This is a genomic window from Halomonas maura (assembly GCF_030409305.1).
Taxonomy (GTDB): Bacteria; Pseudomonadota; Gammaproteobacteria; order Pseudomonadales; family Halomonadaceae; genus Halomonas; species Halomonas maura.
In genome coordinates this window covers 251,125-276,260 of sequence record NZ_JAUFPQ010000009.1, presented here as the reverse complement: position 1 = coordinate 276,260, position 25,136 = coordinate 251,125, and the positions used below count along the sequence as shown (strand labels likewise).

Annotated in this window: 21 protein-coding genes and 4 tRNA genes; 9 read left to right on the top strand and 16 right to left on the bottom strand. The window is 68.3% G+C overall.

Annotated features, from left to right (window positions below):
• The first annotated feature begins 36 nt into the window (after nucleotides 1-36).
• Both QWY76_RS03325 and QWY76_RS03320 read left to right on the top strand, forming a co-directional pair.
• Nucleotides 37-1,026 (top strand): DUF1853 family protein, encoded by a 990-nt coding sequence (locus QWY76_RS03325; protein WP_290309684.1) that lies wholly within the window; start codon nucleotides 37-39, stop codon nucleotides 1,024-1,026.
• A gap of 520 nt (nucleotides 1,027-1,546) precedes the next feature.
• Complete coding sequence (locus QWY76_RS03320) at nucleotides 1,547-1,798, top strand: hypothetical protein (RefSeq protein ID WP_290309683.1); 252 nt, start codon at nucleotides 1,547-1,549, stop codon at nucleotides 1,796-1,798.
• A 199-nt stretch (nucleotides 1,799-1,997) separates the two neighbouring features.
• On the opposite strand, the gene cysS is transcribed toward QWY76_RS03320, so the two are convergent.
• Both cysS and QWY76_RS03310 read right to left on the bottom strand, forming a co-directional pair.
• Nucleotides 1,998-3,389 (bottom strand): cysteine--tRNA ligase, encoded by a 1,392-nt coding sequence (gene cysS / locus QWY76_RS03315; RefSeq protein ID WP_290309682.1) that lies wholly within the window; start codon nucleotides 3,387-3,389, stop codon nucleotides 1,998-2,000.
• A 1-nt stretch (nucleotide 3,390) separates the two neighbouring features.
• Nucleotides 3,391-5,070 carry a glutamine--tRNA ligase/YqeY domain fusion protein gene (locus QWY76_RS03310; protein ID WP_290309681.1) on the bottom strand — a complete coding sequence of 560 codons (1,680 nt, stop codon included), beginning with the start codon at nucleotides 5,068-5,070 and terminating at the stop codon, nucleotides 3,391-3,393.
• A gap of 324 nt (nucleotides 5,071-5,394) precedes the next feature.
• Here QWY76_RS03310 and QWY76_RS03305 point away from each other — a divergent pair, with 324 nt between their 5' ends.
• On the top strand, nucleotides 5,395-5,901 hold the full coding sequence (locus QWY76_RS03305; protein ID WP_290309680.1) for a peptidylprolyl isomerase: 507 nt from the start codon (nucleotides 5,395-5,397) through the stop codon (nucleotides 5,899-5,901).
• A 76-nt stretch (nucleotides 5,902-5,977) separates the two neighbouring features.
• Nucleotides 5,978-6,757 (top strand): UDP-2,3-diacylglucosamine diphosphatase, encoded by a 780-nt coding sequence (locus tag QWY76_RS03300; protein WP_290309679.1) that lies wholly within the window; start codon nucleotides 5,978-5,980, stop codon nucleotides 6,755-6,757.
• A gap of 195 nt (nucleotides 6,758-6,952) precedes the next feature.
• On the opposite strand, the gene QWY76_RS03295 is transcribed toward QWY76_RS03300, so the two are convergent.
• Nucleotides 6,953-8,017, bottom strand: coding sequence for a methylenetetrahydrofolate reductase (locus tag QWY76_RS03295; RefSeq protein ID WP_290309678.1), 1,065 nt, complete (start codon nucleotides 8,015-8,017; stop codon nucleotides 6,953-6,955).
• A complete protein-coding gene (locus tag QWY76_RS03290; RefSeq protein WP_290309677.1) occupies nucleotides 8,004-8,480 on the bottom strand; it encodes a methylenetetrahydrofolate reductase C-terminal domain-containing protein in 477 nt (158 codons plus the stop codon). Before QWY76_RS03290 ends, QWY76_RS03295 begins: the two co-directional genes overlap by 14 nt.
• 514 nt (nucleotides 8,481-8,994) lie before the next feature.
• Between QWY76_RS03290 and folD (QWY76_RS03285) the strand changes: the two genes are divergently transcribed.
• Nucleotides 8,995-9,927, top strand: a complete 933-nt coding sequence (gene folD / locus QWY76_RS03285) for a bifunctional methylenetetrahydrofolate dehydrogenase/methenyltetrahydrofolate cyclohydrolase FolD (RefSeq protein ID WP_290309676.1) — start codon at nucleotides 8,995-8,997, stop codon at nucleotides 9,925-9,927.
• Between the two features lie 11 nt (nucleotides 9,928-9,938).
• On the opposite strand, the gene QWY76_RS03280 is transcribed toward folD (QWY76_RS03285), so the two are convergent.
• The 11 genes from QWY76_RS03280 to QWY76_RS03230 all read right to left on the bottom strand — a co-directional run bounded on the left by QWY76_RS03280 (nucleotide 9,939) and on the right by QWY76_RS03230 (nucleotide 20,282).
• Entirely contained in the window at nucleotides 9,939-10,955 is a 1,017-nt protein-coding gene (locus QWY76_RS03280) for a CobW family GTP-binding protein (protein WP_290309675.1), read from the bottom strand.
• A 158-nt stretch (nucleotides 10,956-11,113) separates the two neighbouring features.
• Nucleotides 11,114-12,934: a SurA N-terminal domain-containing protein gene (locus tag QWY76_RS03275; RefSeq protein WP_290309674.1), complete on the bottom strand. Its 1,821-nt coding sequence runs from the start codon at nucleotides 12,932-12,934 to the stop codon at nucleotides 11,114-11,116.
• 181 nt (nucleotides 12,935-13,115) lie between these two features.
• Nucleotides 13,116-13,388 (bottom strand): HU family DNA-binding protein, encoded by a 273-nt coding sequence (locus QWY76_RS03270; RefSeq protein WP_290309673.1) that lies wholly within the window; start codon nucleotides 13,386-13,388, stop codon nucleotides 13,116-13,118.
• A 178-nt stretch (nucleotides 13,389-13,566) separates the two neighbouring features.
• Nucleotides 13,567-15,975 (bottom strand): endopeptidase La, encoded by a 2,409-nt coding sequence (gene lon, locus QWY76_RS03265; protein ID WP_290309672.1) that lies wholly within the window; start codon nucleotides 15,973-15,975, stop codon nucleotides 13,567-13,569.
• Nucleotides 15,976-16,143: 168 nt separating this feature from the next.
• On the bottom strand, nucleotides 16,144-17,424 hold the full coding sequence (gene clpX / locus QWY76_RS03260) for an ATP-dependent Clp protease ATP-binding subunit ClpX (protein WP_290309671.1): 1,281 nt from the start codon (nucleotides 17,422-17,424) through the stop codon (nucleotides 16,144-16,146).
• A gap of 76 nt (nucleotides 17,425-17,500) precedes the next feature.
• Nucleotides 17,501-18,121: an ATP-dependent Clp endopeptidase proteolytic subunit ClpP gene (gene clpP, locus QWY76_RS03255; protein WP_290309670.1), complete on the bottom strand. Its 621-nt coding sequence runs from the start codon at nucleotides 18,119-18,121 to the stop codon at nucleotides 17,501-17,503.
• Nucleotides 18,122-18,211: 90 nt separating this feature from the next.
• Nucleotides 18,212-19,570 (bottom strand): trigger factor, encoded by a 1,359-nt coding sequence (gene tig, locus QWY76_RS03250; RefSeq protein ID WP_290309669.1) that lies wholly within the window; start codon nucleotides 19,568-19,570, stop codon nucleotides 18,212-18,214.
• A 262-nt stretch (nucleotides 19,571-19,832) separates the two neighbouring features.
• Nucleotides 19,833-19,907, bottom strand: a tRNA-His gene (locus QWY76_RS03245).
• Between the two features lie 24 nt (nucleotides 19,908-19,931).
• Nucleotides 19,932-20,006 (bottom strand) — tRNA-His (locus QWY76_RS03240).
• Between the two features lie 54 nt (nucleotides 20,007-20,060).
• Nucleotides 20,061-20,137, bottom strand: a tRNA-Arg gene (locus QWY76_RS03235).
• Nucleotides 20,138-20,205: 68 nt separating this feature from the next.
• Nucleotides 20,206-20,282, bottom strand: a tRNA-Pro gene (locus tag QWY76_RS03230).
• Between the two features lie 251 nt (nucleotides 20,283-20,533).
• On the opposite strand from QWY76_RS03230, the gene folD (QWY76_RS03225) reads away from it, so the two are divergent.
• The 4 genes from folD (QWY76_RS03225) to QWY76_RS03210 all read left to right on the top strand — a co-directional run bounded on the left by folD (QWY76_RS03225) (nucleotide 20,534) and on the right by QWY76_RS03210 (nucleotide 23,977).
• Nucleotides 20,534-21,415: a bifunctional methylenetetrahydrofolate dehydrogenase/methenyltetrahydrofolate cyclohydrolase FolD gene (folD, locus tag QWY76_RS03225; protein WP_290309668.1), complete on the top strand. Its 882-nt coding sequence runs from the start codon at nucleotides 20,534-20,536 to the stop codon at nucleotides 21,413-21,415.
• Between the two features lie 196 nt (nucleotides 21,416-21,611).
• The gene (locus QWY76_RS03220) at nucleotides 21,612-22,085 is read left to right on the top strand and encodes an S-ribosylhomocysteine lyase (protein ID WP_290309667.1); all 474 of its coding nucleotides are present in this window, start codon (nucleotides 21,612-21,614) and stop codon (nucleotides 22,083-22,085) included.
• A 206-nt stretch (nucleotides 22,086-22,291) separates the two neighbouring features.
• The gene (gene mtnN / locus QWY76_RS03215; RefSeq protein WP_290309666.1) at nucleotides 22,292-23,026 is read left to right on the top strand and encodes a 5'-methylthioadenosine/S-adenosylhomocysteine nucleosidase; all 735 of its coding nucleotides are present in this window, start codon (nucleotides 22,292-22,294) and stop codon (nucleotides 23,024-23,026) included.
• A gap of 6 nt (nucleotides 23,027-23,032) precedes the next feature.
• Nucleotides 23,033-23,977 (top strand): alpha/beta hydrolase, encoded by a 945-nt coding sequence (locus QWY76_RS03210; protein ID WP_290309665.1) that lies wholly within the window; start codon nucleotides 23,033-23,035, stop codon nucleotides 23,975-23,977.
• Nucleotides 23,978-24,025: 48 nt separating this feature from the next.
• On the opposite strand, the gene pyrC is transcribed toward QWY76_RS03210, so the two are convergent.
• On the bottom strand, nucleotides 24,026-25,063 hold the full coding sequence (gene pyrC, locus QWY76_RS03205; RefSeq protein ID WP_290309664.1) for a dihydroorotase: 1,038 nt from the start codon (nucleotides 25,061-25,063) through the stop codon (nucleotides 24,026-24,028).
• Nucleotides 25,064-25,136: the final 73 nt, after the last annotated feature.

Below are 25,136 nucleotides of genomic sequence, written 5' to 3'. Positions count from 1 at the left end.
GTCAGAACAACATCTCAACGCCAGGAACCAGAGCGCATGCCGCCTGACGGGCTTCACGATATCATCGACCGCTGGCATCACCCGCTGGTACGCGACCTGGCCTGGCTACTGCGGACGCCGGACCTGCTCGCCCTGGACCGGCCCGGCCGCCCCGAACCGGCCCAGCTGGGCCTGGGCGGCGACGACGCCCAGAGCGACTACCTGGCCCACCTGGAGGCCCGGCCCGACGCACTCGAACGCTTCATCGGCGACACCCTGAAGGGCCGCATGGGCCATTACCACGAACGACTGTGGCAGTTCCTGCTCGACACGGCACCGGGTACCCGCCTGTTGGCCCATAACCTGCCGGTGATCCGCGAGCGCCGCACCCTGGGGGAGCTCGACCTGGTCTATGCCGAGGCACAGGCCCCCACCCCGGTGCACCTGGAGGTGGCCATCAAGTTCTACCTGGGCCTGCCCGAGGGGCCCGGCGACGACACCGACCAGGCCCGCTGGATCGGCCCCGGGGGCCTCGACAGCCTGGCCATCAAGCGCGCCCACCTGGAGCGCCACCAGCTGCCGCTGGCCCACTCCCCGGCGGCCCGCCAGGCGCTGGCCGAGCGGCTGGGCGGGCCGGTTCCCCAGCTCAGGCAGCGCCTGGCGATGCCCGGGGTACTCTTCTACCCCTTGCATGCCTCCCTGCCCCCGCCGCGGGCCGCCACCCCCGACCATCACCGCGGGGAATGGCTGTACTGGCGGGACTGGCCGCGGCTCCACGAGGCGCTCCCCGCGGGCACTCGCGGGGCCTGGCTGTGCAAGCCCCATTGGCTCGCCCTGCCGCTGCCGGAACACCTCACCTCGCTGTCGGTGCTGGAGCACTGCCTGCGCCTGCACTTCGCCGGCGGCGGGGCGCCGGTGCATCTCGTCCTGCGCCTGCCCGGGAAGGGCGCGCCGGCGGAGTGGTGGCGGATCTTCGTGGTCGATCACGGCTGGCCCCGCCAGATGCCCCTGCCCCCGGCACCCGAGGCATCCGCTGACCCGCCGTGAAGGACGATGGCGGCCCATCGCGCCGCCGATCGACCAAAGGCCCGCGGCAAGGTTAAAGAACAGTGTTTACAAACAGCGTTTTTCTACTACTCTGGAAGACAAGGGCCGAGGGCGGTGCCGGCGCGGTAGCGAAGGAGGGCCGGCCCGCTCGCTCCGAGGACCGGCGACCGCGAGTCGCTCTTCATGGCCACCAAGCCGTTCGGAGGGATGCAATATGCACCAGGTATTGCCATTGCCCCAGCACCCTTTGAGAGACGCCCCCTCCCCGGGGCGCGCCCGATACGCCGCGCCACTCACACCGGGCAACTCTTCCGGACACGCCCCCGCCCTCATCACGGCGTGGACGTCGGCGGCCTCTGCCATGCCCCCCACGAGGATCCGGGACCTGTGGCTCTGGCCAGCGCCAGGCGCAGGCTCGATGCCTAGTCACGCTGGCACGGGCTGGAAGCACCCCCCTTGCGGATCTGGAAACCACCCTGAGCTATCGCCCTGCGCGGGTAGTCAATGGAGGGACGTCCTCATGAACATCGGAACTTCGCTCGCCCCTCGCTGGCAGCATGTCCATGCCGACTGGTGGCAGGACAATCGGGGCAATGACATCCATCGCGTCGAAATCGACGACGATGCACTCTACCACTGCCACCTCGCCGGATCGCCGCTACCCTGGAATGCGGTCGCCAGGAGCCTGGACGAGGCCATGGCCGTCGTCGACGAAGGGCCGCCCCCCTCTTCGCCGGAAGCCCGTCGAGCCCCGGAAGCGTCACGTCACTGAGCCAGGGGCAGCCGCTGCAACGCTATCCGGGAACCCGGCCGGCTCCCGCCCTCAGCGTCGGCCTCGCGGCCGACACCAAAACGCCCGGCAGTCGCCGGGCGTTTCGTCTTCGCGGCGGGACCTGCCAACGCATCGGTCGCGCTCGATGGCGACCGTCTGGTCGAGCGGCCCCTCCCCCTCGCGCCTTCGCGACATGGGCTCAGTCGCCCGGCGCCTCGAGGACCCAGGAGGTGCCTTCGCGGCTGTCCTTGAGCACGATGCCGAGCGCGGCCAGCTCGTTCCGGATGCCATCGGCCCGGGCGAAGTCGCGGGCCTTCTTGGCCTCGGCCCGGGCGGCGATGCGCGCCTCGATCTCGTCCTCGGGCAGCGGCAGCTCCCCGGCTCCGCCCTTGAGGAAGCTCGCCGGGGCCTGCTGCAGCAGGCCCAGCACCTCGCCCAGCCGGCTGAGCTCGGCGGCCAGCGCCGGCGCCTGATCCGGCGCCTCCTTCTTGGCCCGATTGAGCTCCCGGGCCAGGTCGAACAGCACCGACACCGCCTCGGCGGTGTTGAAGTCGTCGTCCATGGCCGCGGTAAAGCGCGCGTCGTAGCCCTCGTCGACGTCGCCTGCCTGAACCTCCACGCCATCCAGGGCATTGTAGAAGCGTTCCAGCGACCGGCGGGCGTCGGCCAGCGACTCCGGTGCGTAGTTGATCGGGCTGCGGTAGTGGCTCGCGACCAGCAGGTAGCGCACCACCTCCGGGTCATGGTGCGCCAGCACCTCGCGGATGGTGAAGAAGTTGCCCAGCGACTTGGACATCTTCTCCTGGTCCACCCGCACCGCGCCGGCATGCATCCAGGTGTTGACGTAGGGCTTGCCGGTGGCGGCCTCGCTCTGGGCGATCTCGTTCTCGTGGTGGGGGAAGGTCAGGTCCGGCCCGCCGCCATGGATGTCGAAGGTCTCGCCCAGGCAGCAGGTGGACATCGCCGAGCACTCGATATGCCAGCCGGGGCGTCCGGCGCCCCATGGCGACGGCCAGTTGGCCTCGCCGGGCTTGGCCGCCTTCCACAGCACGAAGTCCAGCGGGTCTTCCTTGTGCTCGTCGACGTCGACCCGGGCGCCGGAGCGCATCTCGTCGGGGTCGCGGTTGTTGAGCTTGCCGTAGCCCTCGAACCGGCGCACCCGATAGTAGACGTCGCCGTTGGCCGCGGCGTAGGCGTAGCCCTTGTCGATCAGCGTATCGATCATGCGCACGATCTCGTCGAGATGCCGGGTGGCGCGGGGCTCGCTGTCAGGGCGCAGCACGCCGAGACGGCCCTCGTCCTCATGCATGGCATCGATCATGCGATCGGTGAGCGCCTCGATGGCCTCGCCGTTCTCGTCGGCCCGCTTGAGGATCTTGTCATCGATATCGGTGATGTTGCGCACATAGGTGACGGCATAGCCGCGCGAGCGCAGGTAGCGGGTGATGACGTCGAAGGCCACCATCACCCGGGCATGGCCCAGGTGGCAGTAGTCGTAGACGGTCATGCCGCAGACGTACATGCGCACCTTGCCCGAGTCGATGGGCGTGAAGGTTTCCTTGCGCCGGGTGAGCGTGTTGTAGATCTGCATGTCAGCCCTTCTTCTTGATCTTCGCCCAGGTGTCCTTGAGCCCCACGGTACGGTTGAACACCAGCTTGTCGGACGTGGAGGCATGGCGGTCGGTACAGAAGTAGCCCACCCGCTCGAACTGGAAGCGACGCTCCGGCGGCGTGCCGGCCAGGCTCGGCTCGGCGACCCCCTGCACGGTGACCAGCGACTCGGGATTCAGGTGCTCGAGGAAGTCGGCATCCCTGTCCTTGTCCGGCTGCTCGACCTGGAAGAGGTTGTCGTAGAGCCGCACCTCCACCGGCACGCCATGGGTGGCGCTGACCCAGTGGATCACCCCCTTGACCTTGCGACCCTCGGGGTTCTTGCCCAGGGTGTCGAAATCCACCGCGCAGCGCAGCTCCTCGACCTCGCCGTCGGCGCCCTTGACCACCTCGTCGCAGCGGATCACGTAGGCATTGCGCAGGCGCACCTCCTTGCCCGGGGCCAGGCGGAAGAACTTCTTCGGCGGCTCCTCCATGAAGTCGTCCTGGTCGATGTAGAGCTCCCGGGTCAGGGGGATCCTGCGAGTGCCCATGTCCTCGCGGGCCGGGTGGCCGGCCACCTCGTAGACCTCCTCATGATCCTCGGCCACGTTGGTCAGCACCACCTTGAGCGGCTTGAGCACGCACATGGCGCGCGGCGCATTGTCCTCGAGGTCGGAGCGCAGGGCGTGGGTCAGCATGGCGATGTCCACCAGGCCGCCGTCGGCCCGGGTCACGCCGATCATCTCGCAGAACTTGCGGATCGAGGCCGGGGTGTAGCCACGGCGGCGCATTCCCGAGATGGTCGGCATGCGCGGGTCGTCCCAGCCGTCGACGATGCCCTCGTCCACCAGCAGCTTGAGCTTGCGCTTGGAGGTCAGGGTGTAGTTGAGGTTGAGCCGGGCGAACTCGATCTGCCGCGGGCGGGCCGGCACCGGCAGGTTGTCCAGGAACCACTCGTAGAGCGGCCGGTGATCCTCGAACTCCAGGGTACAGATGGAGTGGGTCACGCCCTCGATGGCATCCGACTGGCCATGGGTGAAGTCATAGGAGGGGTAGATCTTCCACTTGTCCCCGGTCTGGTGGTGATGGGCATGGCGGATACGGTAGAGGATCGGATCGCGCAGGTTGATGTTGGGGGCGGCCATGTCGATCCTGGCCCGCAGCACCTTCTCGCCCTCGGCGAACTCGCCGACGCGCATGCGCTCCAGCAGGTCGAGGTTCTCCTCGACGCCACGCTCGCGGTACGGGCTCGGCCGGCCCGGCTCGGTCAGGGTACCGCGGTACTCGCGCATCTCCTCGGGCGAGAGGTCGTCGACATAGGCCTTGCCCTCGCGCACCAGGTGCTGCGCCCAGGCGTACAACTGGTCGAAGTAGTCGGAGGCGAAGCGCACCGGCCCCGCCCACGCGAAGCCCAGCCAGCTGACATCCTCCTTGATGGCGTCGATATAGGCCTGCTCTTCCTTCGCCGGGTTGGTGTCGTCGAAGCGCAGATGACAGTCGCCACCGAACTGCTCGGCGAGCCCGAAATTCAGACAGATCGACTTGGCGTGGCCGATGTGCAGGAAGCCATTGGGCTCCGGCGGGAAGCGGGTGACGATCTTCCCCTGGCGGCCGGCCTCGACCTCCTCGCGAATCTGGTTGCGAATGAAGTTCGGCGCGCTGGTGGTCTCGCTGGTCATGTTGATAGGGCAACCTCTGGTTGAACGCGGGCCTGTCGCCGCGACGCCGGCGCCTCGGGCCCCGGCTTCGCGCATCGACGCAAAAGGGCTATTATAGCGCCACGTGCCCATACGGCGCCAAGGCATCCCGCTTTACGACAAGGGCTGTTGTAGTGAAGATCCGGCCGGGGCTGACCCGTCGACAGGTCTACGAGGGGCGCTGCTGCCCCCCTCCATGGGCGCTACTCTTGCCTTGCCTGGCAACAGCCCCCTCTACGGCCTGTTCCCGGCGCCCCGGCTCCTCTCCCACTGCGATGGCCCTGGCGACAACGAAAGGAAACCGTGATGATCATCTTGCAGACCAACTTCGGCGATATCACCATCGCGCTCAACCACGAGAAGGCGCCGAAGACGGCGGCCAACTTCGAGCAATATGTCCGCGAGGGCTTCTACGACAACACCCTCTTCCACCGGGTGATCGACGGTTTCATGGTGCAGGGCGGCGGCTTCGACCACGACTTCAACCAGAAGCCGACCCGCGAGTCGATCGAGAACGAGGCTGACAACGGCCTGGCCAACGCCACCGGCACCCTGGCCATGGCTCGCACCCAGGACCCGCACTCCGCCAGTGCCCAGTTCTTCATCAACGTCGCCGACAACGACTTCCTCAACCATCGCGGCAAGAACATCCAGGGCTGGGGCTACTGCGTGTTCGGCGAGGTGGTCGAGGGCATGGAGGTGGTCGAGCGCATCAAGGCCGTGCCGACGACCCGCCGCGGCATGCACGCCGACGTGCCCGCCGATGACGTGATCATCCAGCGCGCCTACGTCAAGGACGACGCCGAGGCCTGAGCCCTCGTCGCCCACGCATCTCACGCACCCGCCCCGGCGGGTGCGTTGGCTTTCCCCCGACGCCGCAAGAGCCGCCATGTCCACCCTGCTGATTTCCGACCTGCACCTCCATCCCGGCGCCCCCGCCATCACCGAGGGCTTCCTGGCCTGGCTCGCCCGCCGCGCCAGGGGCGCCGAGGCCCTGTACATCCTCGGCGACTTCTTCGAGGCCTGGATCGGCGACGACCTGCTGGACCTCGGCGAGGCCGACCCGACCGGCAGCGCCGCCCTGGCACGGCGCGTCGCCGACGCCCTGAAGGCCCGCGCCGACGACGGCACCGCCATCTACCTGATGCACGGCAACCGCGACTTCCTGCTCGGGGAACGCTTCGCCGACGAGGCCGGGGCACGCCTGCTGCCCGACCCCAGCGTGGTGACCCTCGGCGACGAGCGGGTGCTGCTGATGCACGGCGACAGCCTGTGCACCCGCGACGAGGCCTACATGGCCTTCCGGGCCCGAGCCCGGGACCCGCAGTGGCAGGCGCAGATCCTCGCCCTGCCGATCCCCGAGCGACTGGCCCTGGCACGCCAGCTGCGCGACCAGTCCTTTGATTCCAACTCCAACAAGGCCGAGGACATCATGGACGTCACCCCGCACGAGGTGCTCACCGCGCTGCGCCAGCACGGCGTGTCGACCCTGATCCATGGCCACACCCATCGCCCCGCCGTCCATCCGCTGGAGCTCGACGGCGGCCCGGCGCGGCGCCTCGTGCTCGGCGACTGGCAGCCGGACCGGGGCTGGGAGATCGAGGTCGCGCCGGGGCAGGCGCCGGTGCTGCGCGACTTCCCGCTGGAAGGCCGAGAAGCAGGGGGATAAGCGTCGACGCATCCCCCGATGACGGCCCGCCGCCACCGGATCGATACGCCGGAGGCGCGGGCATATCCGCCCTGCGCCTGTCGCTGTGGGCACGCACGGTATGGCGCGATCCGCCGCGCAGCGGCGGTGGGGGATGCCTCAGGACCTCGGGCCCCTCTAGCGCCTGACGGCGCCGTCGCGCTCGGTGCCGACTGGCTAGCCGGTACCGGAGGCGGCCACGTCCAGGTCCGCCTCCGGCGCCTCGGGGTTGAGCTCGGCGGGGTTGTCGCGCCCCGGGTACCAGGGCACGCGCCCCTCGAGCACCCCGGTCTCCTCGATGATCCGTGCCACCGTGTGCTCCTGGCGGTAGGCCATGATGTGGGCGCCGCTCACCCCCTCGATCTCGCGCACCTCGGCGAGGATGTCGCAGCACAACCGCTCGCCCTCGGCCCGCTGGTCCCGGGCGCCCTCGAGCCGCCGGATCACCGCATCGGGGATATGCACCCCGGGGACGTGCTCCCGGATCCAGCGCGCGCTGCGCGCGGAGGCCAGCGGGCCCATGCCCACTACCACGAAGGCGCGGTCGGGACCCTCGAGCAGGCCCAGGTCCGCGACCTCGGCCATGAAGTCGCGCAGCCGCGGCGGATCGAAGCAGTACTGGGTCTGGATGAAGCGGGCGCCGGCGGCCACCTTCTTGGCCAGCCGACGCGCCCGCCAGGCCTGCGGGGGCACGAAGGGGTTCTCCGCCGCCCCGAGGAAGATCCGCGGCGGGTCGGTGATCGCCCTGCCGCTCTCGAAGCGCCCCTCGTCGCGCATGCGTCGGGCGATCTCCAGCAGCGACATGGCGTCCAGGTCGAAGACCGGCCGGGCCTGGGGATGGTCCCCGGCCTGGACGCCGTCCCCGGTCAGGCACAGCAGGTTGCAGGCGCCCATGGCCGCGGCCCCCAGGATCTCGCCCTGCATGGCGATGCGGTTGCGGTCGCGACAGGACATCTGGAGGATGGTGGCGTAGCCCACCCGGGTCAGCAGCGAGCAGACCCCGACACTGGACATGTGACAGTTGGCCCCGGAACCATCGGTGGCGTTGATCGCGTCGACATAGCCGTCGAAGATCGCCGCCCGGCGCAGCACCTCCGCCGGGTCGGCGGAGTCCGGCGGGTCGATCTCCGTGGTCACCGCGAAGCGCCCGGCGCGCAGCACGCGTTCCAGGCGCCCCGGCGAGACGTGTCCCGGCAGGATCGGCAGCGAATAGCCGGGAACCGGCTCGTCATCGAACTTCATGAACCCCCGCCACCTCTCTGGCATGTTCGCCGCGGACCACCTTGAGCCAGGAGGAGCGGCCCTGCTCGGCGTCATCCACCGGCAGCTGCACCACCTGGATGCGATCGCCGTGGCGCATGCGTCGACTGCCCTCCCAGGCCTCGACCCAGACGCAGCGCATCTCGGGCATCACCTCGCAGCCCCCGTCGGAACGCACCCCGCCGCAGGGGCCATTGCGCAGCCGCTTGGGGCAGTTCATGGGACAGGCCATGCCGGTGGCGCTGAGCACGCAGTGCCCGCACATCCGGCAATCGAACAGGAAACCCTTGACGGTGCGCTCGACCGCGGCGACCGGCCGTTCCAGCCGCTCCGGACCCAGTCGGGCCACCAGCGGCGCGAACACCTTGAGGACGGGCTCGAAGCCGTCGTAGAGGATCTCGAAGGCCCGGGCATGACGGACCACCCAGCGACGCACGCGGTACATGGGCTGCCCTCGCCGTTGCGCTATGCTTATGCCCCATCGGGGCTATCTCTTAGGCTAGGAAGCCTGAGGCCTCGCCACATCCATCAGGGCGACAATGACATAGCGCAGGACGACCGTCGCCGAGGCGATAGCCGGCGTCGCCGGGGGAACGCCGCCACGACGCGCCTGCCCTAAGCTTTGTCTGACAAGTCGGTGAGCGCTGGCCAGGGCCAGGCCCGCTCGCGGCGGGCCAACGCCTTTCCCACCTCCCTGTGGGGCACCAGGCAGACATCGGCGACACATCGGCGAGGACTGCCGATTAGAGCAGCGACGCTGCTCGAAGCGCGAGCGACATGGATGTCGCGAGTCACAAGACGGACCGGGCTCGCTGGCGAGTTTCCGCGGTGCAAACGGGTCCTTTGACCGGGCTCACGCACGCGCCGACGTTAACGCCGGATGGGCGAGCGCGGACAGTTCTCAGCCTGAACGTGGACTCGGCTCACGACTCAGGGCAATCACGACGCACGGGAGCACAATGGCGATTTGGATTGATGGCAAGGCCCAGGCCAGGGCACTGCGCGAGACGGTGGCCGACGAGATTCGGCGACTCGCGGATCAGCGGGGTCCCGTCCCCGGCCTGGCGGTGGTCCTGGTCGGCGACGATCCGGCCAGCCAGGTGTACGTGCGGCGCAAGGGCCAGCATGCCCGGGAGGTCGGCATGCGCTCCTTCGAGCACGCCCTGCCGGCCGACACCTCCCAGGCGGCGCTGCTCGAGCGGATCGCGCGCCTCAACCGCGACCCCGAGGTGCACGGCATCCTGGTCCAGCTACCGCTGCCGGCGCCTATCGACCCCGAGGCAGTGATCCACGCCATCGACCCGGCCAAGGACGTGGACGGCTTCCACCCCATGAACGTCGGCGCGCTGGCCGCGGGGGGCGAGGGGCTAGCGCCCTGCACCCCGCTGGGCTGCGTCAGGCTGCTCAAGTCGCATCTCGGCGAGCTTGCCGGCAAGCATGCGGTGGTGCTGGGCCGCTCGCGGATCGTCGGGCGCCCCCTGGCGAGCCTGCTGCTGAGGGAAGACTGCACCGTCACCGTGGCCCACTCGCGGACCCTCGATCCCGCCAAGGTCTGCCGCCAGGGCGATATCCTGGTGGCGGCGGTCGGCCAGCCCGGGCTGGTCCAGGGGGACTGGGTCAAGGCCGGCGCCACCGTGATCGACGTCGGCATCACGCGCCTCGGCGATGACGACAGCAAGCGCCTGGTGGGCGACGTGGACGCCGTCAGCGTCTCCCGGGTCGCCGGCGCGCTCACCCCGGTCCCGGGCGGCGTCGGCCCCATGACCATCGCCTGCCTGCTGTACAACACGCTGACGGCCGCCTGTCGCCAGCACGGCCTGCCCGACCCGGCCCCGACGACCGACACCCTCGCGCCTCGCGACGGACTGCCCCTGACGCACCCCCATGGTTAACGCCGCGATCCTCACACGCGACAGGCGGCCAGCTCGGCCTCCAGCGCCTCGGCATCCGGCAGGGTCCCGGGCACGCCGATGAGCTCGAGACGGGAGTCACGCCGCCAGTCGCAGGGTACGGCGGGTTCGTCGCCCGCGACGCGGTTGTAGCTCCACCAGCCATCGGCGGCATGGAAGACGCCCTTGACCCGCACCCCGGCGGGAAGCGCCGCCAGGCATGTCTCCAGCGCCTGGCGCGAGAAGATGTCCTCGGCATGCCAGCACCAGCCCAGGCTGACGTGGCCGAGCGCCCTCCCCGTCTCCCTGACAGGCACCCCCGGCGTCGGTGCGCGCGCGCTGTCTCGCGCGCCCACTGGCGCCGCGAGCAGGGCCCGGTGCGCCGCCGGGCGGTAGACCATGCCCGCGCCGTGGCGGCCGGCCGACGCCGGCCGACGGGCGTCCGGCAGCCTCCCGTGGGGCGCCTCCTCGATCCAGGCCGCCGCTCCCTCCAGATCGGCAATCCAGCGCCGGGCGGCGGCGAGCTGGGCCGGGCTGGACAGGTCGGTCATGGTCAGCGCGACGCCGTCGGCGAGTGTCAGCTGGTCACGGAAGGTCTGGTGGCCCCTGGCCCGGGGATCGTCGAGACGCCGCGGGTCGAGCACCGCGATGACCTCCTGCAGCCTGAGCAACTCGGCGAAGGCCTCGCCGCGCAGCAGCGCCAGCAGCCCACCGGGATGGCCGAGCCCCGAGGGCTCGATGATCAGGCGATCCGGGCGCTCGCGGCGCAGCAGCTCGACCAGCGTCGCCTGCAGGACCACGGCCAGCTGGCAGCACAGGCAGCCACCCGGCAACGCCTTGACCACCACGTCGTCTCGCCCCGCCAGCAGGGCCTGGTCGATGCCCACCCGGCCGAACTCGTTGATCAGCACCGCCCAGCGCTCGCCCGCGGGCTTGTCGGCCAGCCAGTGGCGAATCAGCGAACTCTTGCCGCCGCCCAGGAAGCCGGTGACGACGTGGACGGGAATGTCGGCGAGGGGTGTCGGGGTCATGCCATGCCTCCCAGCGGGGCGGTGGACGAAACCGGCCCGGGAGCCGGCGGCGTACCGGGACCCGGCGAGTGCCGAGCGCCCAGGAAGATAACGGTATAATACATCGGGACGAAAAAGGGGGCCGCGGCCCCCTTTCTCGCGCCAGGCGAGGCCGGCCCTCAGGGCCGTCGGATCTCGGCCTGGTCGCGCAGGTGATCCAGCAGGCCGGTGATGGCCGCCTGGGAACGCAGCTGTTCGGCCATGCGCGCCACGAAGGATTCGATCTGTGCATCGGGCTCGCCCTCGGTCACCTGCTCCAGGGCGATCAGCACCACGCGCTGGCCATCCACGGCGTGACCATAGACGGTCTCGCCGTCGGCCGGATGCGGCAGGCGGAAGGCGCTCTCGATCACCGGCTCGGCCAGCTCGCCGCCGGCCTGGCGGCTCAGCGCGTCCTCACGCTGCCAGTCGAGGTCCAGCGACTCGCCGTTGCGCAGGGAAGCGAGCATTTCCTCGGCCCTGGCCTCGAGGGCCTGGCGAGTCTTGCGCGCCTCGACGGCCTCGGCGACCTGCTCGCGCACCTCCTCGAGCGGCAGGGTGGTGGCCTCGCGATGATCGAGGACGCGCAGTACCATGCGCCGATTCTCGTCGAGCTCGATCACCTCGCTGTTGAAGCCCTCCTCCAGCACGTCCGGCGAGAACGCCTGACGCATGACGCCGGGCTCGGCCAGCACGCCCCGAGCCCCGTCGCGGCCGATCCAGTCGCTCTCCTGCAATTCGAGGTCGAGGCCGTCGGCCACGCTGGCCAGGTCCTCGGCCGCGAAGCTCTCGTCGATCAGGCGCTGGGCCCGCTGGTTGAAGGCATCGCCGACGCGCTCCATGGCGGCCTGGCGGGCCAGGCGCTCCCGTGCCTGCGCGAAGGACGGGCGATCCAGCTCGGTGACCTTGACCAGGTGCAGGCCGTTGTCGGTCTCGACGATGTCCGAGACCTGTCCCTCGGACAGGGCGAAAGCCGCTTCCTCGAAGGCCTCGCCGAAGAAGCCGCGGCTGATCACGCCCAGGTCGCCGCCGGCATCGCTGGTGGAGGCATCGTCCGAGACCTCGGCGGCCAGGTCGGCGAACGCCTCGCCCTCGGCCAGCCGCGCCTGGACCTCCTCCAGACGCGTGACGGCCTCGTCGCGGGTCCGCTCGTTGCCGAAGCTCACCATGATATGCGAGACGCGGCGGTCGGCATCGGCGGCCTCGGCCTGCCAGGCCTCGCGCAGGGCCGCCTCGTCGACCTCCACGTCCTCGGCCATGCGCTGGCGGTCCAGCACCACATAGGCCAGGCGCACCTGCTCGGGACGCTGGTAGTCCTCGGCGTTGGCCTCGTAGTAGTCGCGCAGCTCGCCCTCGCTGACCGCCGGCGCCGAGGCGAGGTCGGACGGTACCAGGGCATGGTGGCGGAAGGTGCGGGTCTGGCGCTGCAACGCCGCCAGCCGCGCCTGCTCGCTGTCCAGGCTGAACTCGCTCATGGCCAGGCCCTGCTGCAGCTGGCGACGCTTCATGTCGACCCTCAGCTGCTGACGGAACGACAGCGGCGTGAAGCCGGCGCTGGCCAGGCGGTTGCGGAACAGCTCACGGTCGAAGCGACCCTCGGCGTCCTGGAACTCCGGCAGGCCGACGATGAGCTGGTCGAGCTGTGTCTCGGACAGGTGCAGCCCGCCCTCCTCGGCGTACTGGGTGAGCAGCCGGTCGGTGATCAGGGAATCGAGCATCTGGGCGCGCAGCTGGCGTTCCTGCTCCGGCGGCACCTGGCCGCTGCGGATGGCCCGCTGGACCTCGCGCTCCAGCTGCTGGCGGGTGATCGGCTCGCCATTTACCTCGGCGACCGACTCCCCATCGCTGCCCAGCAGGCCGACCAGCGACTCCACGCCGAACAGCGCCATGGTCACGACCACGGCGCCGATGATGATCTTGGCACCCCAACTGGTGGAGCGGTCACGAATACTTTGCAGCATGCAGGCCTCTGCGGATCAAGTGTGTCGGGTCGCGCCACATTATACGCATCCGGGTCGGGGCCGCGACCATGGAAGGGACGACCCGGAGGCGCAGGGCGCGGCCATCAACGAAAACAGGCGCACCGCTTCCGCGGTGCGCCTGTCTGGATCAGTCGTCAATGACTGGGCAAGCGACGCTGCCTCAGTTGACGGAATCCTTGAGCGCCTTGCCGGCCTTGAAGCTCGGCACCTTGGCGGCGCTGATCTCGATCGGCTCACCGGTCTGCGGGTTGCGACCGGTGCGGGCCGCACGCTCCTTGACGGTGAAAGTGCCGAAACCCACCAGGGAAACGCTGTCACCCTTCTTCAGGCTGTCGGCCACGGACTCCACCATGGCATCCAGCGCACGAGAAGCGGCTGCCTTGGGAATGTCGGCAGACGCGGCAATGGCTTCGATCAGCTCGGATTTGTTCACACTTCACCCCTTGACTGTTTCGTAAATTGGCTCTAATCGGCGAGACTTACGGCTGACTGACGCGATCACAGCATGGCGGTAGTTTATAGCAATGCGATAAAAGGCCTGTCAAGCAACCATCCCTGACAATCCCCATGATGCCGGGGTTCTTGCCCCGACATCATGGCAAAAAATGTCGTCAGTGTGTGCTGATCATCGAGTGAGATGAGGCGACATCTTCCGCGCGAGCTTCATCGCTTTTCTGGTCCGATTCTTCGGCCAGGGCGACCTCGAGCACCTCATCGATCCAGCGAACAGGCCGAATATCAAGGGCTTCCTTGATGTTATCCGGCACCTCCTTCAAGTCGCGGCGATTCTCCTCCGGGATAAGCACGGTCTTTATACCACCCCGCCTGGCGGCCAGCAATTTCTCCTTGAGGCCACCGATCGGCATCACCTCGCCGCGCAGGTTGACCTCACCGGTCATCGCCACGTCACAGCGCACCGGGCGCCCCGTGTAGGCGGAGATAATGGCGGTGACCATGGCGACGCCCGCGCTGGGACCGTCCTTGGGCGTGGCGCCCTCGGGCACGTGGATGTGCAGGTCCTCCTTCTCGAAGCGCTCCGGGTCGATGCCGAAGGACGGCGCCCGGGCCCGTACCACGGTCTGGGCGGCGCTCACCGACTCCTTCATCACCTCGCCCAGCGAGCCGGTCTTGTTGATGCGCCCCTTGCCGGGCGTCACCACCGACTCGATGTTGAGCAGCTCGCCGCCCACCGAGGTCCAGGCCAGGCCGGTCACCCGGCCGACCTGGTCCTGCTGGTCGGCCAGGCCATAGCTGTAGCGGCGCACCCCGGCATAGTCCTCGATGTGCGACGCCGACAGGCAGACCGGGGCCTGGGCGCCCTCCTTGCCCTCCGCCTCCAGGCGCTCGCGCAGCACCTTGCGGCAGACCTTGGCGATCTGGCGCTCGAGCTCGCGGACCCCGGCCTCGCGGCTATAGTAGCGGATCAACTCGAGCAGCGCGTCGTCGGCGAAGGACAGCTCGTCGTCCTTGAAGCCATTGGCCTTGAGCTGCTTGGGCACCAGGTAGCGCTTGGCGATGGCCAGCTTCTCGTCCTCGGTATAGCCGGGCAGGCGGATGACCTCCATGCGGTCGAGCAGCGGCCCGGGAATGTTCATCGAGTTGGCGGTGCAGATGAACAGCGTCTCGGACAGGTCGTAGTCCAGCTCCAGGTAGTGGTCGCTGAAGGTGTCGTTCTGCTCCGGGTCGAGCACCTCGAGCAGCGCCGAGGCCGGGTCGCCACGATGATCCATGCCGATCTTGTCGACCTCGTCGAGCAGGAACAGCGGGTTCTTGACCCCGGCCTTGCTCATGCGCTGGATCATCTTGCCGGGCAGCGAGCCGATGTAGGTACGGCGATGGCCGCGGATCTCCGACTCGTCGCGCACCCCGCCCAGCGCCAGGCGCACGTACTTGCGGTTGGTGGCCCGGGCGATGGACTGGCCCAGCGAGGTCTTGCCCACCCCGGGCGGCCCCACCAGGCACAGCACCGGCCCCTTGAGCTTCTTGACCCGCTTGTGCACGGCCAGGTACTCGAGGATGCGCTCCTTGACCTCCTCGAGCCCGTAGTGATCCTCGTCGAGGACCTTCTGGGCATGGGCCAGGTCATGGCGCACCCGGGTGCGCTTCTTCCAGGGCACCGAGACCAGCCAGTCAAGGTAGGAGCGCACCACCGTGGCCTCGGCCGAGGACGGCGACATCATGCGCAGCTTGCCCAGCTCCTGCTTCGCCTTGTCGGCCGCCTCCTTGGGCATGCCGGATTCCTCGATGGCCTGCTCGTACTTGTCGGCCTCGTTGGGCACGTTCTCGAGCTCGCCCATCTCCTTCTGGATGGCCTTCATCTGCTCGTTGAGATAGTACTCGCGCTGGGACTTCTCCATCTGGTCCTTGACCCGCGAGCGGATGCGCTTCTCCACCTGCAGCAGGTCGATCTCGGACTCGATCAGCGCCATCAGGTGCTCGACGCGATCGCGCACCCGGTCCATCTCGAGCAACTGCTGCTTGTCGTCGATCTTCAGCGACAGGTGCGCACAGATGGTGTCGACCAGGCGGCTGGGATCCTCGATGCCCGACAGCGAGTTGAGCACCTCGTTGGGCACCTTCTTGGACATCTTGACGTACTGCTCGAACTGGTTGAGCAGCACGCGGACCAGGGCGTCCTGTTCGCGCTCGGTCAGCGGCTCGCTCTCGCGCAGCACCACCTCGGCGCGGCTGTAGCCGTCATCGACGGCCAGGATATCGCGGATATCGGCTCGGGACTCGCCCTCGATCAGCACCTTGACCGTGCCGTCGGGCAGCTTGAGCAGCTGCATGATCTCAGCCACGGTGCCGATGGCGAACAGGTCCTCGTTGTCGGGATCGTCCTTGCTGGCCTCGCGTTGCGCCACCAGCAGCACGCGCTTGTCGGCCTCCATGGCGGCTTCCAGCGCCTGGATGGACTTCTCCCGACCGACGAACAGCGGAATGACCATCTGCGGGTAGACGACCACGTCCCGCAGCGGCAAAAGGGGCAGACTCAGGGTCTGTTCGGCGTTCTGCTGCATCGCAGACGTTCCTCAAACGATCAATGGAATACCAAGGGAGTGGGGGCGCCGGCGCGGCATTACAAGGCCGGCGCGGCGGCGGCGCAAAGAAAGGGGCCGCCTGGGCGGCCCCTTTGCTGGGCAGGCTGGCGGGCGCCCCCGACGCCGCGAGGCCGGCGCCGCGGCGGCCTAGCCGTCGGTACCGTCGACCCGCGGCTGCTCCTGCTGGGAATAGATCAGCAGCGGCTCGCTCTCGCCGGCGATCACCGAGGCATCGATCACCACCTTGGAGACCCCTTCCAGGGAAGGAATCTCGTACATGGTGTCGAGCAGCACCGACTCGAGGATGGAGCGCAGGCCGCGGGCACCGGTCTTGCGGGCCATGGCCTTGCCGGCCACCGCACGCAGCGCGTCCTCGCGGAAGTCGAGTTCCACGCCCTCCATCTCGAACAGCCGACCGTACTGCTTGATCAGCGAGTTCTTGGGCTCGGTGAGGATCTGGATCAGCGCATCCTCGGTGAGCTCGGTGAGGGTGGCGATCACCGGCAGGCGACCGACAAACTCCGGGATCAGGCCGAACTTGACCAGGTCCTCGGGCTCCACGTCGAGCAGCAGGTCGCCGACGCCCTTGGTCTCGTCCTTGCTCTTGACCTCGGCATTGAAACCGATGCCGCCGGTCTCGGCGCGATCCCGGATCACCTTGTCGAGGCCGGCGAAGGCGCCGCCGACGATGAACAGGATGTTACCGGTGTCGACCTGCAGGAACTCCTGCTGCGGATGCTTGCGGCCCCCCTGGGGCGGCACCGAGGCGGTGGTGCCCTCGATCAGCTTGAGCAGGGCCTGCTGCACGCCCTCCCCCGAGACGTCCCGGGTGATGGAGGGGTTGTCCGACTTGCGCGAGATCTTGTCGATCTCGTCGATGTAGACGATGCCGCGCTGGGCCTTGTCGACGTCGTAGTCGCACTTCTGCAGCAGCTTCTGGATGATGTTCTCGACATCCTCCCCCACATAGCCCGCTTCGGTCAGGGTGGTGGCGTCGGCGATGGTGAACGGCACGTTGAGCAGCCTGGCGAGGGTCTCGGCCAGCAGCGTCTTGCCGCTGCCGGTGGGCCCGATCAGCAGGATGTTCGACTTGCCGAGCTCCACCTCGTCGCCCTTCACGCCGTAACGCAGCCGCTTGTAGTGGTTGTAGACCGCCACCGACAGCACCATCTTGGCGCGGTCCTGGCCGATCACGTAGTCGTCGAGGGTGTGACGAATCTCGCGGGGGGCCGGCAGACGCTCCTCGTCGCTCTCGGCATCGGCATCGAGCACCTCCTCGCGAATGATGTCGTTGCACAGGTCGACACACTCATCGCAGATATAGACGGACGGGCCGGCAATCAGCTTGCGCACCTCGTTCTGGTTCTTGCCGCAGAACGAGCAGTACAGCAGCTTGCCGCCTTCGTCCTTGCCTTTGCCGTCGGCCATTCGCGTACCTCTCTCGCAGCGGCGGCCCGAGGGCCGCCGGGAATCACGTAATCAGAGCGTGGATGATTTCACGCTATCAGGATGTCGGCCGCTTATCCAGCACGGCGTCGATCAGGCCATACTCCGCCGCCTGCGCACCGTTCATGAAGTTGTCGCGGTCGGTATCCCGGGCGATGGTCTCGATGTCCTGGCCGGTGTGGTGGGCCAGGATCTGGTTGAGCCGATCGCGGATGCCGAGGATCTCGCGGGTATGGATCTCGATGTCGGAGGCCTGACCCTGGTAGCCGCCGAGCGGCTGGTGGATCATCATCCGCGAGTTGGGCAGGCAGTAGCGCTTGCCCGCCGCGCCCCCGGCCAGCAGCAGCGCGCCCATGCTCGCCGCCTGGCCGATGCACACGGTGGAGACGTCGGGCTTGATGAACTGCATGGTGTCATAGACCGACATCCCCGCGGTGACCGAGCCGCCCGGGGAGTTGATGTAGAGGTGCACGTCCTTGTCCGGGTTCTCGGACTCGAGGAACAGCAGCTGGGCCACCAGCAGGTTGGCCATGTAGTCTTCCACCGGCCCCACCAGGAAGATCACGCGCTCCTTGAGCAGGCGGGAATAGATGTCGTAGGCCCGCTCGCCGCGTGCGCTCTGTTCGACCACCATCGGCACCAGGCCGCCGGCGGACTGGATATCGAACTCGTTGCTCATCTGGGTGATGTCCTTGCATCCGGTGTATGGAAGCGACGTCTGACACCCCGCCCGGCCGCGGACGGCCGGACGGGAGGGCCGGAACGGGGATCAGGCCTGGCTTGCTTCGCCCTCGGCCTCGTCGGCCTCTTCGGCGTCGCCGCCCTGCTGCTGGGCCGCGGCGAGCGCCTCCTGATAGCCCATCTCGACGTCCTTGACGGTGGCCTGCTCGAGCAGGGCATCGACCGCCTTCTCTTCCAGAATGGCGGACTTGACCTGACTTTTCATCTGGTCGTTGCCCATGTAGTAGTCGACCACCTGCTGCGGGTCCTGGTACTGCTGGGCCAGCTCCTCGACCTTGGCCTTGATCTCGTCGTCGGAAGCGTCGAGTTCATTGACCTTGATCACCTCGGCCAGCAGCAGGCCGATCTGCACCCGGCTCTTGGCCTGCTCGGCGAACAGCTCGTCGGGCAGCTGGCTGACGTCGAAGTCCTCGCCGAGACCGAACTGCTGGGCCGCCTGGCGCTTGAGGCCGTCGGTCTCCTGCTGGATCAGGGCCTGCGGAACCGGAATGTCGTTGGCCTGCTTCAGCGCCTCGAGGACCTGCTGCTTGACGCGGTTGTCGACCGCCTGGCCGGCCTCGCGCTGCATGTTCTTGGTGATCTCGGCACGGAACTTGTCCAGATCGCCGTCATCGACGCCGAACTGCTTGACGAACTCCGCGTCCACCTCGGGCAGGGACTGACCCTTGACCGCATGGACCTTGACCTGGAAGGTCGCTTCCTGGCCGGCCAGGTTCTCGGCCTGGTAGTCCTCGGGGAAGGTGACCTTGAGCTCCTTGTCGTCACCGGCCTTGGCACCGATGAGCTGCTCCTCGAAGCCGGGAATGAAGCTGCCGGACCCGATCACCAGGTCGTGACCCTCGGCGCTGCCGCCCTCGAACGGCTCGTCGCCCAGGTAGCCCTGGAAGTCGATGGTCAGCTGGTCGCCATCCTCGGCGGCCCGCTCGACCTCTTCCCAGCCGGCGTTCTGCTTGCGCAGGGTCTCGATCATCTCGTCGACGTCGCCATCGGCCAGCTCGACCACCGGACGCTCGACCTCGGTGCCCTCGATGGAGGCCAGCTCCACCTCCGGGTAGATCTCGAGGGTCGCGGTGAACTCGAGATCCTTGCCGGTCTCGTTGACCTCGGCCTCGATCTGCGGGTAACCGGCCGGATTGAGGTTCTCGTCGGTGATGGCGCGCACGTAGCGCTCGCGCATCACTTCGCCGACCACCTCGTTGCGGACCTCGCTGCCGTAACGCTGACGGATCACCGACATCGGCACCCTGCCCTTGCGGAAACCATCCATGCGTACGTTCTTGGCGGCGTCCTTGAGACGGGCGGCAACGGCCTCGTCGATCTCGGCGGCCGGCACCTGCACCTTGATGCGGCGTTCAATCTGGGAGGTCGTATCGACGGAAACTTGCATGAATTGTCCTCTACCGACTGGGGCGTTCTGTGGAATGCGTGAAACGTTCAAAGGAGGGAATTCTATGAATCCCATCGGGCAGTGGCAAGCGCCATGGCTGAACAGATGGGGGCATGCCCCCCTGTAGACAAGGGGGCGGCGCAGATTCTCCCGCGACCGGTCCGGCAAGGCCTCGCCAACGCGAAAAGCCGCCACGCACCAGGGTGCGCCGCGATGCGGGCCAACGAGTCACTGCATGGGTAATAATAGAAGAGGGAGGCAATGGGGTGGATGATGGGGATCGAACCCACGACCACCGGAGCCACAATCCGGGGCTCTACCACTGAGCTACATCCACCACTGCCTGGAGATCGCGTCGAGATGGGGTGGATGATGGGGATCGAACCCACGACCACCGGAGCCACAATCCGGGGCTCTACCACTGAGCTACATCCACCATTTCGACACTGCCCGACCGAACGATCCGAGCGCCGGAAGCCACCACGTCGCGTGGCACGCCCAGCAGGACTCGAACCTGCAACCTACGGCTTAGAAGGCCGTTGCTCTATCCGGTTGAGCTATGGGCGCATTCTACGTTCCCGAGCGCCTGACCGCAAGCCAATGATGAAATTTATTTCAATTCAATCAATAGCTTGTGGTCGGGGTGGAGGGATTCGAACCCCCGACATCCTGCTCCCAAAGCAGGCGCGCTACCAGACTGCGCTACACCCCGCCGGCTCTTGCACGGCCCTGACGCCGCCGCAGGGGCCTCGTCAAGCGCTGCGTATTCTACGGGACTCTCCGCCCGCGTCAAGCACAACGCCCACTCTTCAGGCGCTTAGCCCAGATGCCTCACCCCTCATCCCTAGCACCTCACTCCTCAGCCACCGCCCCTCCCTGCTCCCCCCGCCGCTTTGCCTGGACGCCCGGTCATGCGAAAATCACCCCCCTCTTTTCATCACCCGACCACCAGAGGGAAGTTCGATGACCGCCCAACTGATCGATGGCAAGTCCATTGCCGCCCGAGTCCGCCAGCAGGTCGCACGCCAGGTGCAGGCACGCCGCGAGGCCGGCGCGCGCTCCCCGGGACTCGCCGTCGTGCTGGTGGGCGAGGACCCGGCCTCCGCCGTCTACGTGCGCAACAAGCAGCGCGCCTGCGAGGAGGCCGGCATCCACTCGATCAAGCACCAGCTGCCCGCCGAGACCTCCCAGGCCGAGCTGGAGCGGCTGGTCGACGAGCTCAACGCCGACCCGAGCGTGGACGGCATCCTGGTCCAGCTGCCGCTTCCCGAGCACCTCGATTCGCGGCCGATCCTCGAGCGCATCCTGCCGCACAAGGACGTCGATGGCTTCCATCCCTACAACCTGGGACGCCTGGCCCAGCGCCTGCCACTGCTGCGCCCCTGCACGCCCAAGGGGGTGATCACCCTGCTGCAGGAGAGCGGGATCAAGGTCCGCGGCCTGGACGCCACCGTGGTCGGCGCCTCCAACATCGTCGGCCGCCCCATGGGGCTCGAGCTGATGCTGGCCGGCTGCACCACTACCGTGTGCCACCGCTTCACCCGCAACCTCGAGGAGCACGTGCGCCGCGCCGAGCTGCTGGTGGTCGCGGTCGGCCGTCCCGGGCTGGTCAAGGGCGAGTGGGTGCGCGATGACGCCATCGTCATCGACGTGGGCATCAACCGCCAGGAGGACGGCCGCCTGATCGGCGATGTCGAATTCGAGCCCGCCGCCGCCCGCGCCAGCTACATCACCCCGGTCCCCGGCGGCGTCGGCCCCATGACCGTCGCCTCGCTGCTCGAGAACACCCTGCTCGCCGCCGAGATGCATGACGCCATGGCGCTGGGGCTGAAGAGCGAGGAGTAAAGAGTCAGGGGGAAGAGTGAGGGGTGAAGAGTGAAGGGGGGCAGCGTACGACGCGCCACGCCCATCCGCCGCGGCATGGCGAGGGTCGCCGCCCCGCTGCCGGGGCGGGCCCTCGGGCGACAACCACGTCGTGCACCCTTGCCCGCCCTGCTGTAGAATGTCCCGCTTATTTTCCACCGACTCGCGAGGTCCGTCGATGAGCGACAAGATGAACGTCGAAAGCTTCAACCTGGACCACACCAAGGTGAAGGCGCCCTATGTCCGTCTGGCCGACATCAAGACCGGCGAGCTCGGCGACCGCATCCACAAGTACGACATGCGCATCTGCCAGCCCAACCAGGAGCACATGGAGATGCCGGCGCTGCACTCCCTGGAACACCTGATGGCCGAGCTGTCGCGCAACCATTCCGACAAGGTCGTCGACATCAGCCCCATGGGCTGCCAGACCGGCTTCTATGTCGCCATGATCAACCATGACGACTACGACGGCGTGCTCGACCTGCTCGAGGGCACCCTGAAGGACGTGCTGGCGGCGGACGCGGTGCCGGCCTGCAACGAGATGCAGTGCGGCTGGGCGGCCAGCCACAGCCTGGAAGGCGCCAAGGATATCGCCCGCGGCTTCCTGGCACAACGCGACGAGTGGACCCAGGTCTTCGCGGAAGAAGGCTGATTGCCTGCTGCGCTCGGCATCCTGGCCGTCGGCGGTGCTCGGAATCCTCATTTAGTACCGCCTAAACTCCGGTTCCTGCGCTCCGGCGACGGCCAGCCTGCCTTCGCTCGCGACGCCAATCAGCGCTTCTTCCCTAGCGCAGGACCGCGAGTCGACACCACACCCCACCATTCCTCCTTACGCGCTTCTACGCGGAGATCGGATAGATGAAACGCATCGGTATCATTGGCGCCATGTCCCAGGAAGTCGCCCAACTGGCGGCCATGCTGGAGAACCGCGAGACCCGCCGCCATGTCGGCTCCACCTTCCATCGCGGCACGCTGCATGGGGTCGAGGTGGTGATCCTGCAGTCCGGCATCGGCAAGGTGAACGCCGCCATCGGCACCACCCTGCTGCTGGACATGTACCAGCCCGAGGCGATCATCAACACCGGCTCCGCCGGCGGCTTCGGCGAGGGGCTCGCGATCGGCGACGTGGTGGTCTCGAGCGAGGTGCGTCACCACGACGTGGACGCCGTGGTGTTCGGCTACGAGCACGGCCAGGTGCCCGACATGCCCGCCGCCTACCTCCCCGACGAGCGCCTGGTGCGGGTGGCGCGGGAAAGCGTCGAGTCGATGAACGAGGTGCGCGTGGTCGAGGGGCTGATCGCCACCGGCGACGTCTTCATGGCCTGCCCCGAGCTGGTCGCCCAGACACGCTCGCGCTTTCCCACCATGCTCGCCGCCGAGATGGAGGCCGCGGCCATCGCCCAGACCTGCCATCTCTATGGCTGCCCCTTCGTGGTGATCCGCGCACTGTCCGACATCGCCGGCGGCGGCGACAATCATCTGTCGTTCGAGGAATTCCTCGCCAAGGCGGCCGATCACTCGACCCGCATGGTCACCGCCATGGTCGCCCGACTCGCCGCAACGGCCACCCGGCCCGCCGCCGTCGAGGGCTGATCCCGCATGGGGCGGCGCGCCTGGCTATGGGGACTCGCCCTGGGGCTGCCCCTGATGGCCGGTGGCTGTGCCACTCACCTGAGCACCGCCGGCCAGCCATCCGTCGAGCGCGCCGCGGAAAGCGCCGCCGAACGGGCCTACCGCCGCCTGCCGCCGCGCCCCTATACCCCGGACGACTGGCCGGTCGCGCTGGACGCCCATGTCTACCTGCCCGAGACGTCCGGTGACACCCGACGTCCAGCGGCCCTGGTGGTCCACGGCGGCGGCTGGCAGCGTCGCGACCCCAGCGACATGGAAGCCATCGCCGAACGCCTGGCCGCCCGAGGCTATGTGGTGGCCAACGTCGCCTATCGCTTCGCGCCGGACTACCGATTCCCCGCCCAGCTCCACGACCTGCAGGTCGCCATGGCCTGGCTGCACGCGCACGCCGATGACTGGCGCATCGACACCTCACGGATCGTCGGCGTGGGCTACTCCAGCGGCGCCCACCTGGTCAGCCTGCTGTCGGTGCTCGGCGCCGAAGGGCCCCTGGCGACTCCCCACGGGGGTGAACATACGCGCCTGGCCGCCGTCCTCGCCGGCGGCCTGCCCAGCGACCTGATGAAGTTCGACGATGGCCGGCTGGTGGTGGAGTTCATCGGCGGTACCCGGGCCGAGCGGCCACGGGCCTATGCGCTGGCCTCGCCGGCCCGCCATGTCGATGCCGACACGCCGCCCCACTTCCTCTTCCACGGCAGCCTGGACAGCCTGGTGCCGGTGGATCACGCCACCGACATGTACGCCCGGCTGGCCGCGAATGACGTGCCCGCCGAGCTCTACCTGCAGCGCCTGCGCGGCCATATCGGCGGCTTCCTGACCCGTGACGCCGCCATCGAGGCCGGCCTCGCCTTCCTCGACCAGCAGCTGGCCCAGTCAGGCAGTCAGGGGCAAGTACGGCGCTTCGCGCCGTGAAGAGGGATGCAACGGCTCGGCCTGTGCGTCCCTCTTCCCTCTTCTGCCTTATCCCTTCAGCTTCCAGTCCAGCGTCTCGCCCGCCTGCAGCGGCACGATGGCCTGGCCGGCGGCGTAGGGCAGCGTCTCCGGCAGCGTCCAGGGCTCGCGCACCAGGGTGACGGTGCCGGTATTGCGCGGCAGGCCGTAGAAGGCCGGGCCGTGATGGCTGGCGAAGCCCTCCAGCCGCTCCAGGGCGCCGGCCTGCTCGAAGGCGGTGGCATACAGCTCGAGGGCCGCGGGGGCGGTGTAGGCGCCGGCACAGCCGCAGGCGCTCTCCTTGTCGCCCTGGGCATGGGGGGCGCTGTCGGTACCCAGGAAGAACTTGCCACTGCCGGAGGTGGCGGCCTCGACCAGCGCCTGGCGGTGACGCTCGCGCTTGAGGATCGGCAGGCAGTAATAGTGCGGCCGGATCCCGCCCACCAGCATGCGATTGCGGTTGAACAGCAGGTGATGGGCGGTGATGGTGGCCGCCACGTTGGCCGGGGCCGCGGCCACGAACGCGGCCGCATCGGCCGTGGTGATATGCTCGAACACCACCTTGAGGGACGGGTGGCGGTCCAGCAGCGGCTTCATCACCCGCTCGATGAACACCGCCTCGCGATCGAAGATGTCGATCTCGGCATCGGTCACCTCGCCATGCACCAGCAGCGGCATGCCCAGCCGCGCCATGGCGGCGATGGCCGCGTCGCAATTCGCCAGGTCGGTGACGCCGGAATCGGAATTGGTGGTCGCGCCCGCCGGGTAGAGCTTGACGGCCTGGACCAGGCCGGAGGCATGGGCCCGCTCGACCTCCTCGGCGCTGGTGCGATCGGTGAGATACAGGGTCATCAGCGGCTCGAAGTCCTGCCCCGCCGGGACGGCGGCGAGGATGCGCTCCCGATAGGCCAGGGCCTGCTCGGTGGTGGTCACCGGCGGCTTGAGGTTGGGCATGATGATGGCGCGGCCCATCTGGCGGGCACTGGCGGGTACCACGGCGGGCAGCACCTCGCCGTCACGCAGATGGAGGTGCCAGTCGTCCGGTCGGGTCAGGGTAATCGAGTTCACGGCGTGTCCTGTCTCGGCGTTTCAGGGGGAGGGTCGGGGACCCGGTGCTGGCGGCAGTATACCGGAACCGGCC

Bases quoted from the DNA above. Each gene is read 5' to 3' on its own strand.
- lon (WP_290309672.1), bottom strand. From the start codon at position 15,975: ATGCAGCAGAACGCCGAACAGACCCTGAGTCTGCCCCTTTTGCCGCTG.
- mtnN (WP_290309666.1), top strand. From the start codon at position 22,292: ATGAAACGCATCGGTATCATTGGCGCCATGTCCCAGGAAGTCGCCCAA.
- QWY76_RS03295 (WP_290309678.1), bottom strand. From the start codon at position 8,017: ATGAAGTTCGATGACGAGCCGGTTCCCGGCTATTCGCTGCCGATCCTG.
- cysS (WP_290309682.1), bottom strand. From the start codon at position 3,389: ATGCAGATCTACAACACGCTCACCCGGCGCAAGGAAACCTTCACGCCC.
- QWY76_RS03220 (WP_290309667.1), top strand. From the start codon at position 21,612: ATGAGCGACAAGATGAACGTCGAAAGCTTCAACCTGGACCACACCAAG.
- QWY76_RS03320 (WP_290309683.1), top strand. From the start codon at position 1,547: ATGAACATCGGAACTTCGCTCGCCCCTCGCTGGCAGCATGTCCATGCC.
- QWY76_RS03325 (WP_290309684.1), top strand. From the start codon at position 37: ATGCCGCCTGACGGGCTTCACGATATCATCGACCGCTGGCATCACCCG.
- clpX (WP_290309671.1), bottom strand. From the start codon at position 17,424: ATGGCCGACGGCAAAGGCAAGGACGAAGGCGGCAAGCTGCTGTACTGC.
- clpP (WP_290309670.1), bottom strand. From the start codon at position 18,121: ATGAGCAACGAGTTCGATATCCAGTCCGCCGGCGGCCTGGTGCCGATG.
- QWY76_RS03310 (WP_290309681.1), bottom strand. From the start codon at position 5,070: ATGACCAGCGAGACCACCAGCGCGCCGAACTTCATTCGCAACCAGATT.
- QWY76_RS03305 (WP_290309680.1), top strand. From the start codon at position 5,395: ATGATCATCTTGCAGACCAACTTCGGCGATATCACCATCGCGCTCAAC.
- folD (WP_290309668.1), top strand. From the start codon at position 20,534: ATGACCGCCCAACTGATCGATGGCAAGTCCATTGCCGCCCGAGTCCGC.
- QWY76_RS03280 (WP_290309675.1), bottom strand. From the start codon at position 10,955: ATGACCCCGACACCCCTCGCCGACATTCCCGTCCACGTCGTCACCGGC.
- folD (WP_290309676.1), top strand. From the start codon at position 8,995: ATGGCGATTTGGATTGATGGCAAGGCCCAGGCCAGGGCACTGCGCGAG.
- QWY76_RS03275 (WP_290309674.1), bottom strand. From the start codon at position 12,934: ATGCTGCAAAGTATTCGTGACCGCTCCACCAGTTGGGGTGCCAAGATC.
- QWY76_RS03290 (WP_290309677.1), bottom strand. From the start codon at position 8,480: ATGTACCGCGTGCGTCGCTGGGTGGTCCGTCATGCCCGGGCCTTCGAG.
- QWY76_RS03300 (WP_290309679.1), top strand. From the start codon at position 5,978: ATGTCCACCCTGCTGATTTCCGACCTGCACCTCCATCCCGGCGCCCCC.
- QWY76_RS03210 (WP_290309665.1), top strand. From the start codon at position 23,033: ATGGGGCGGCGCGCCTGGCTATGGGGACTCGCCCTGGGGCTGCCCCTG.
- tig (WP_290309669.1), bottom strand. From the start codon at position 19,570: ATGCAAGTTTCCGTCGATACGACCTCCCAGATTGAACGCCGCATCAAG.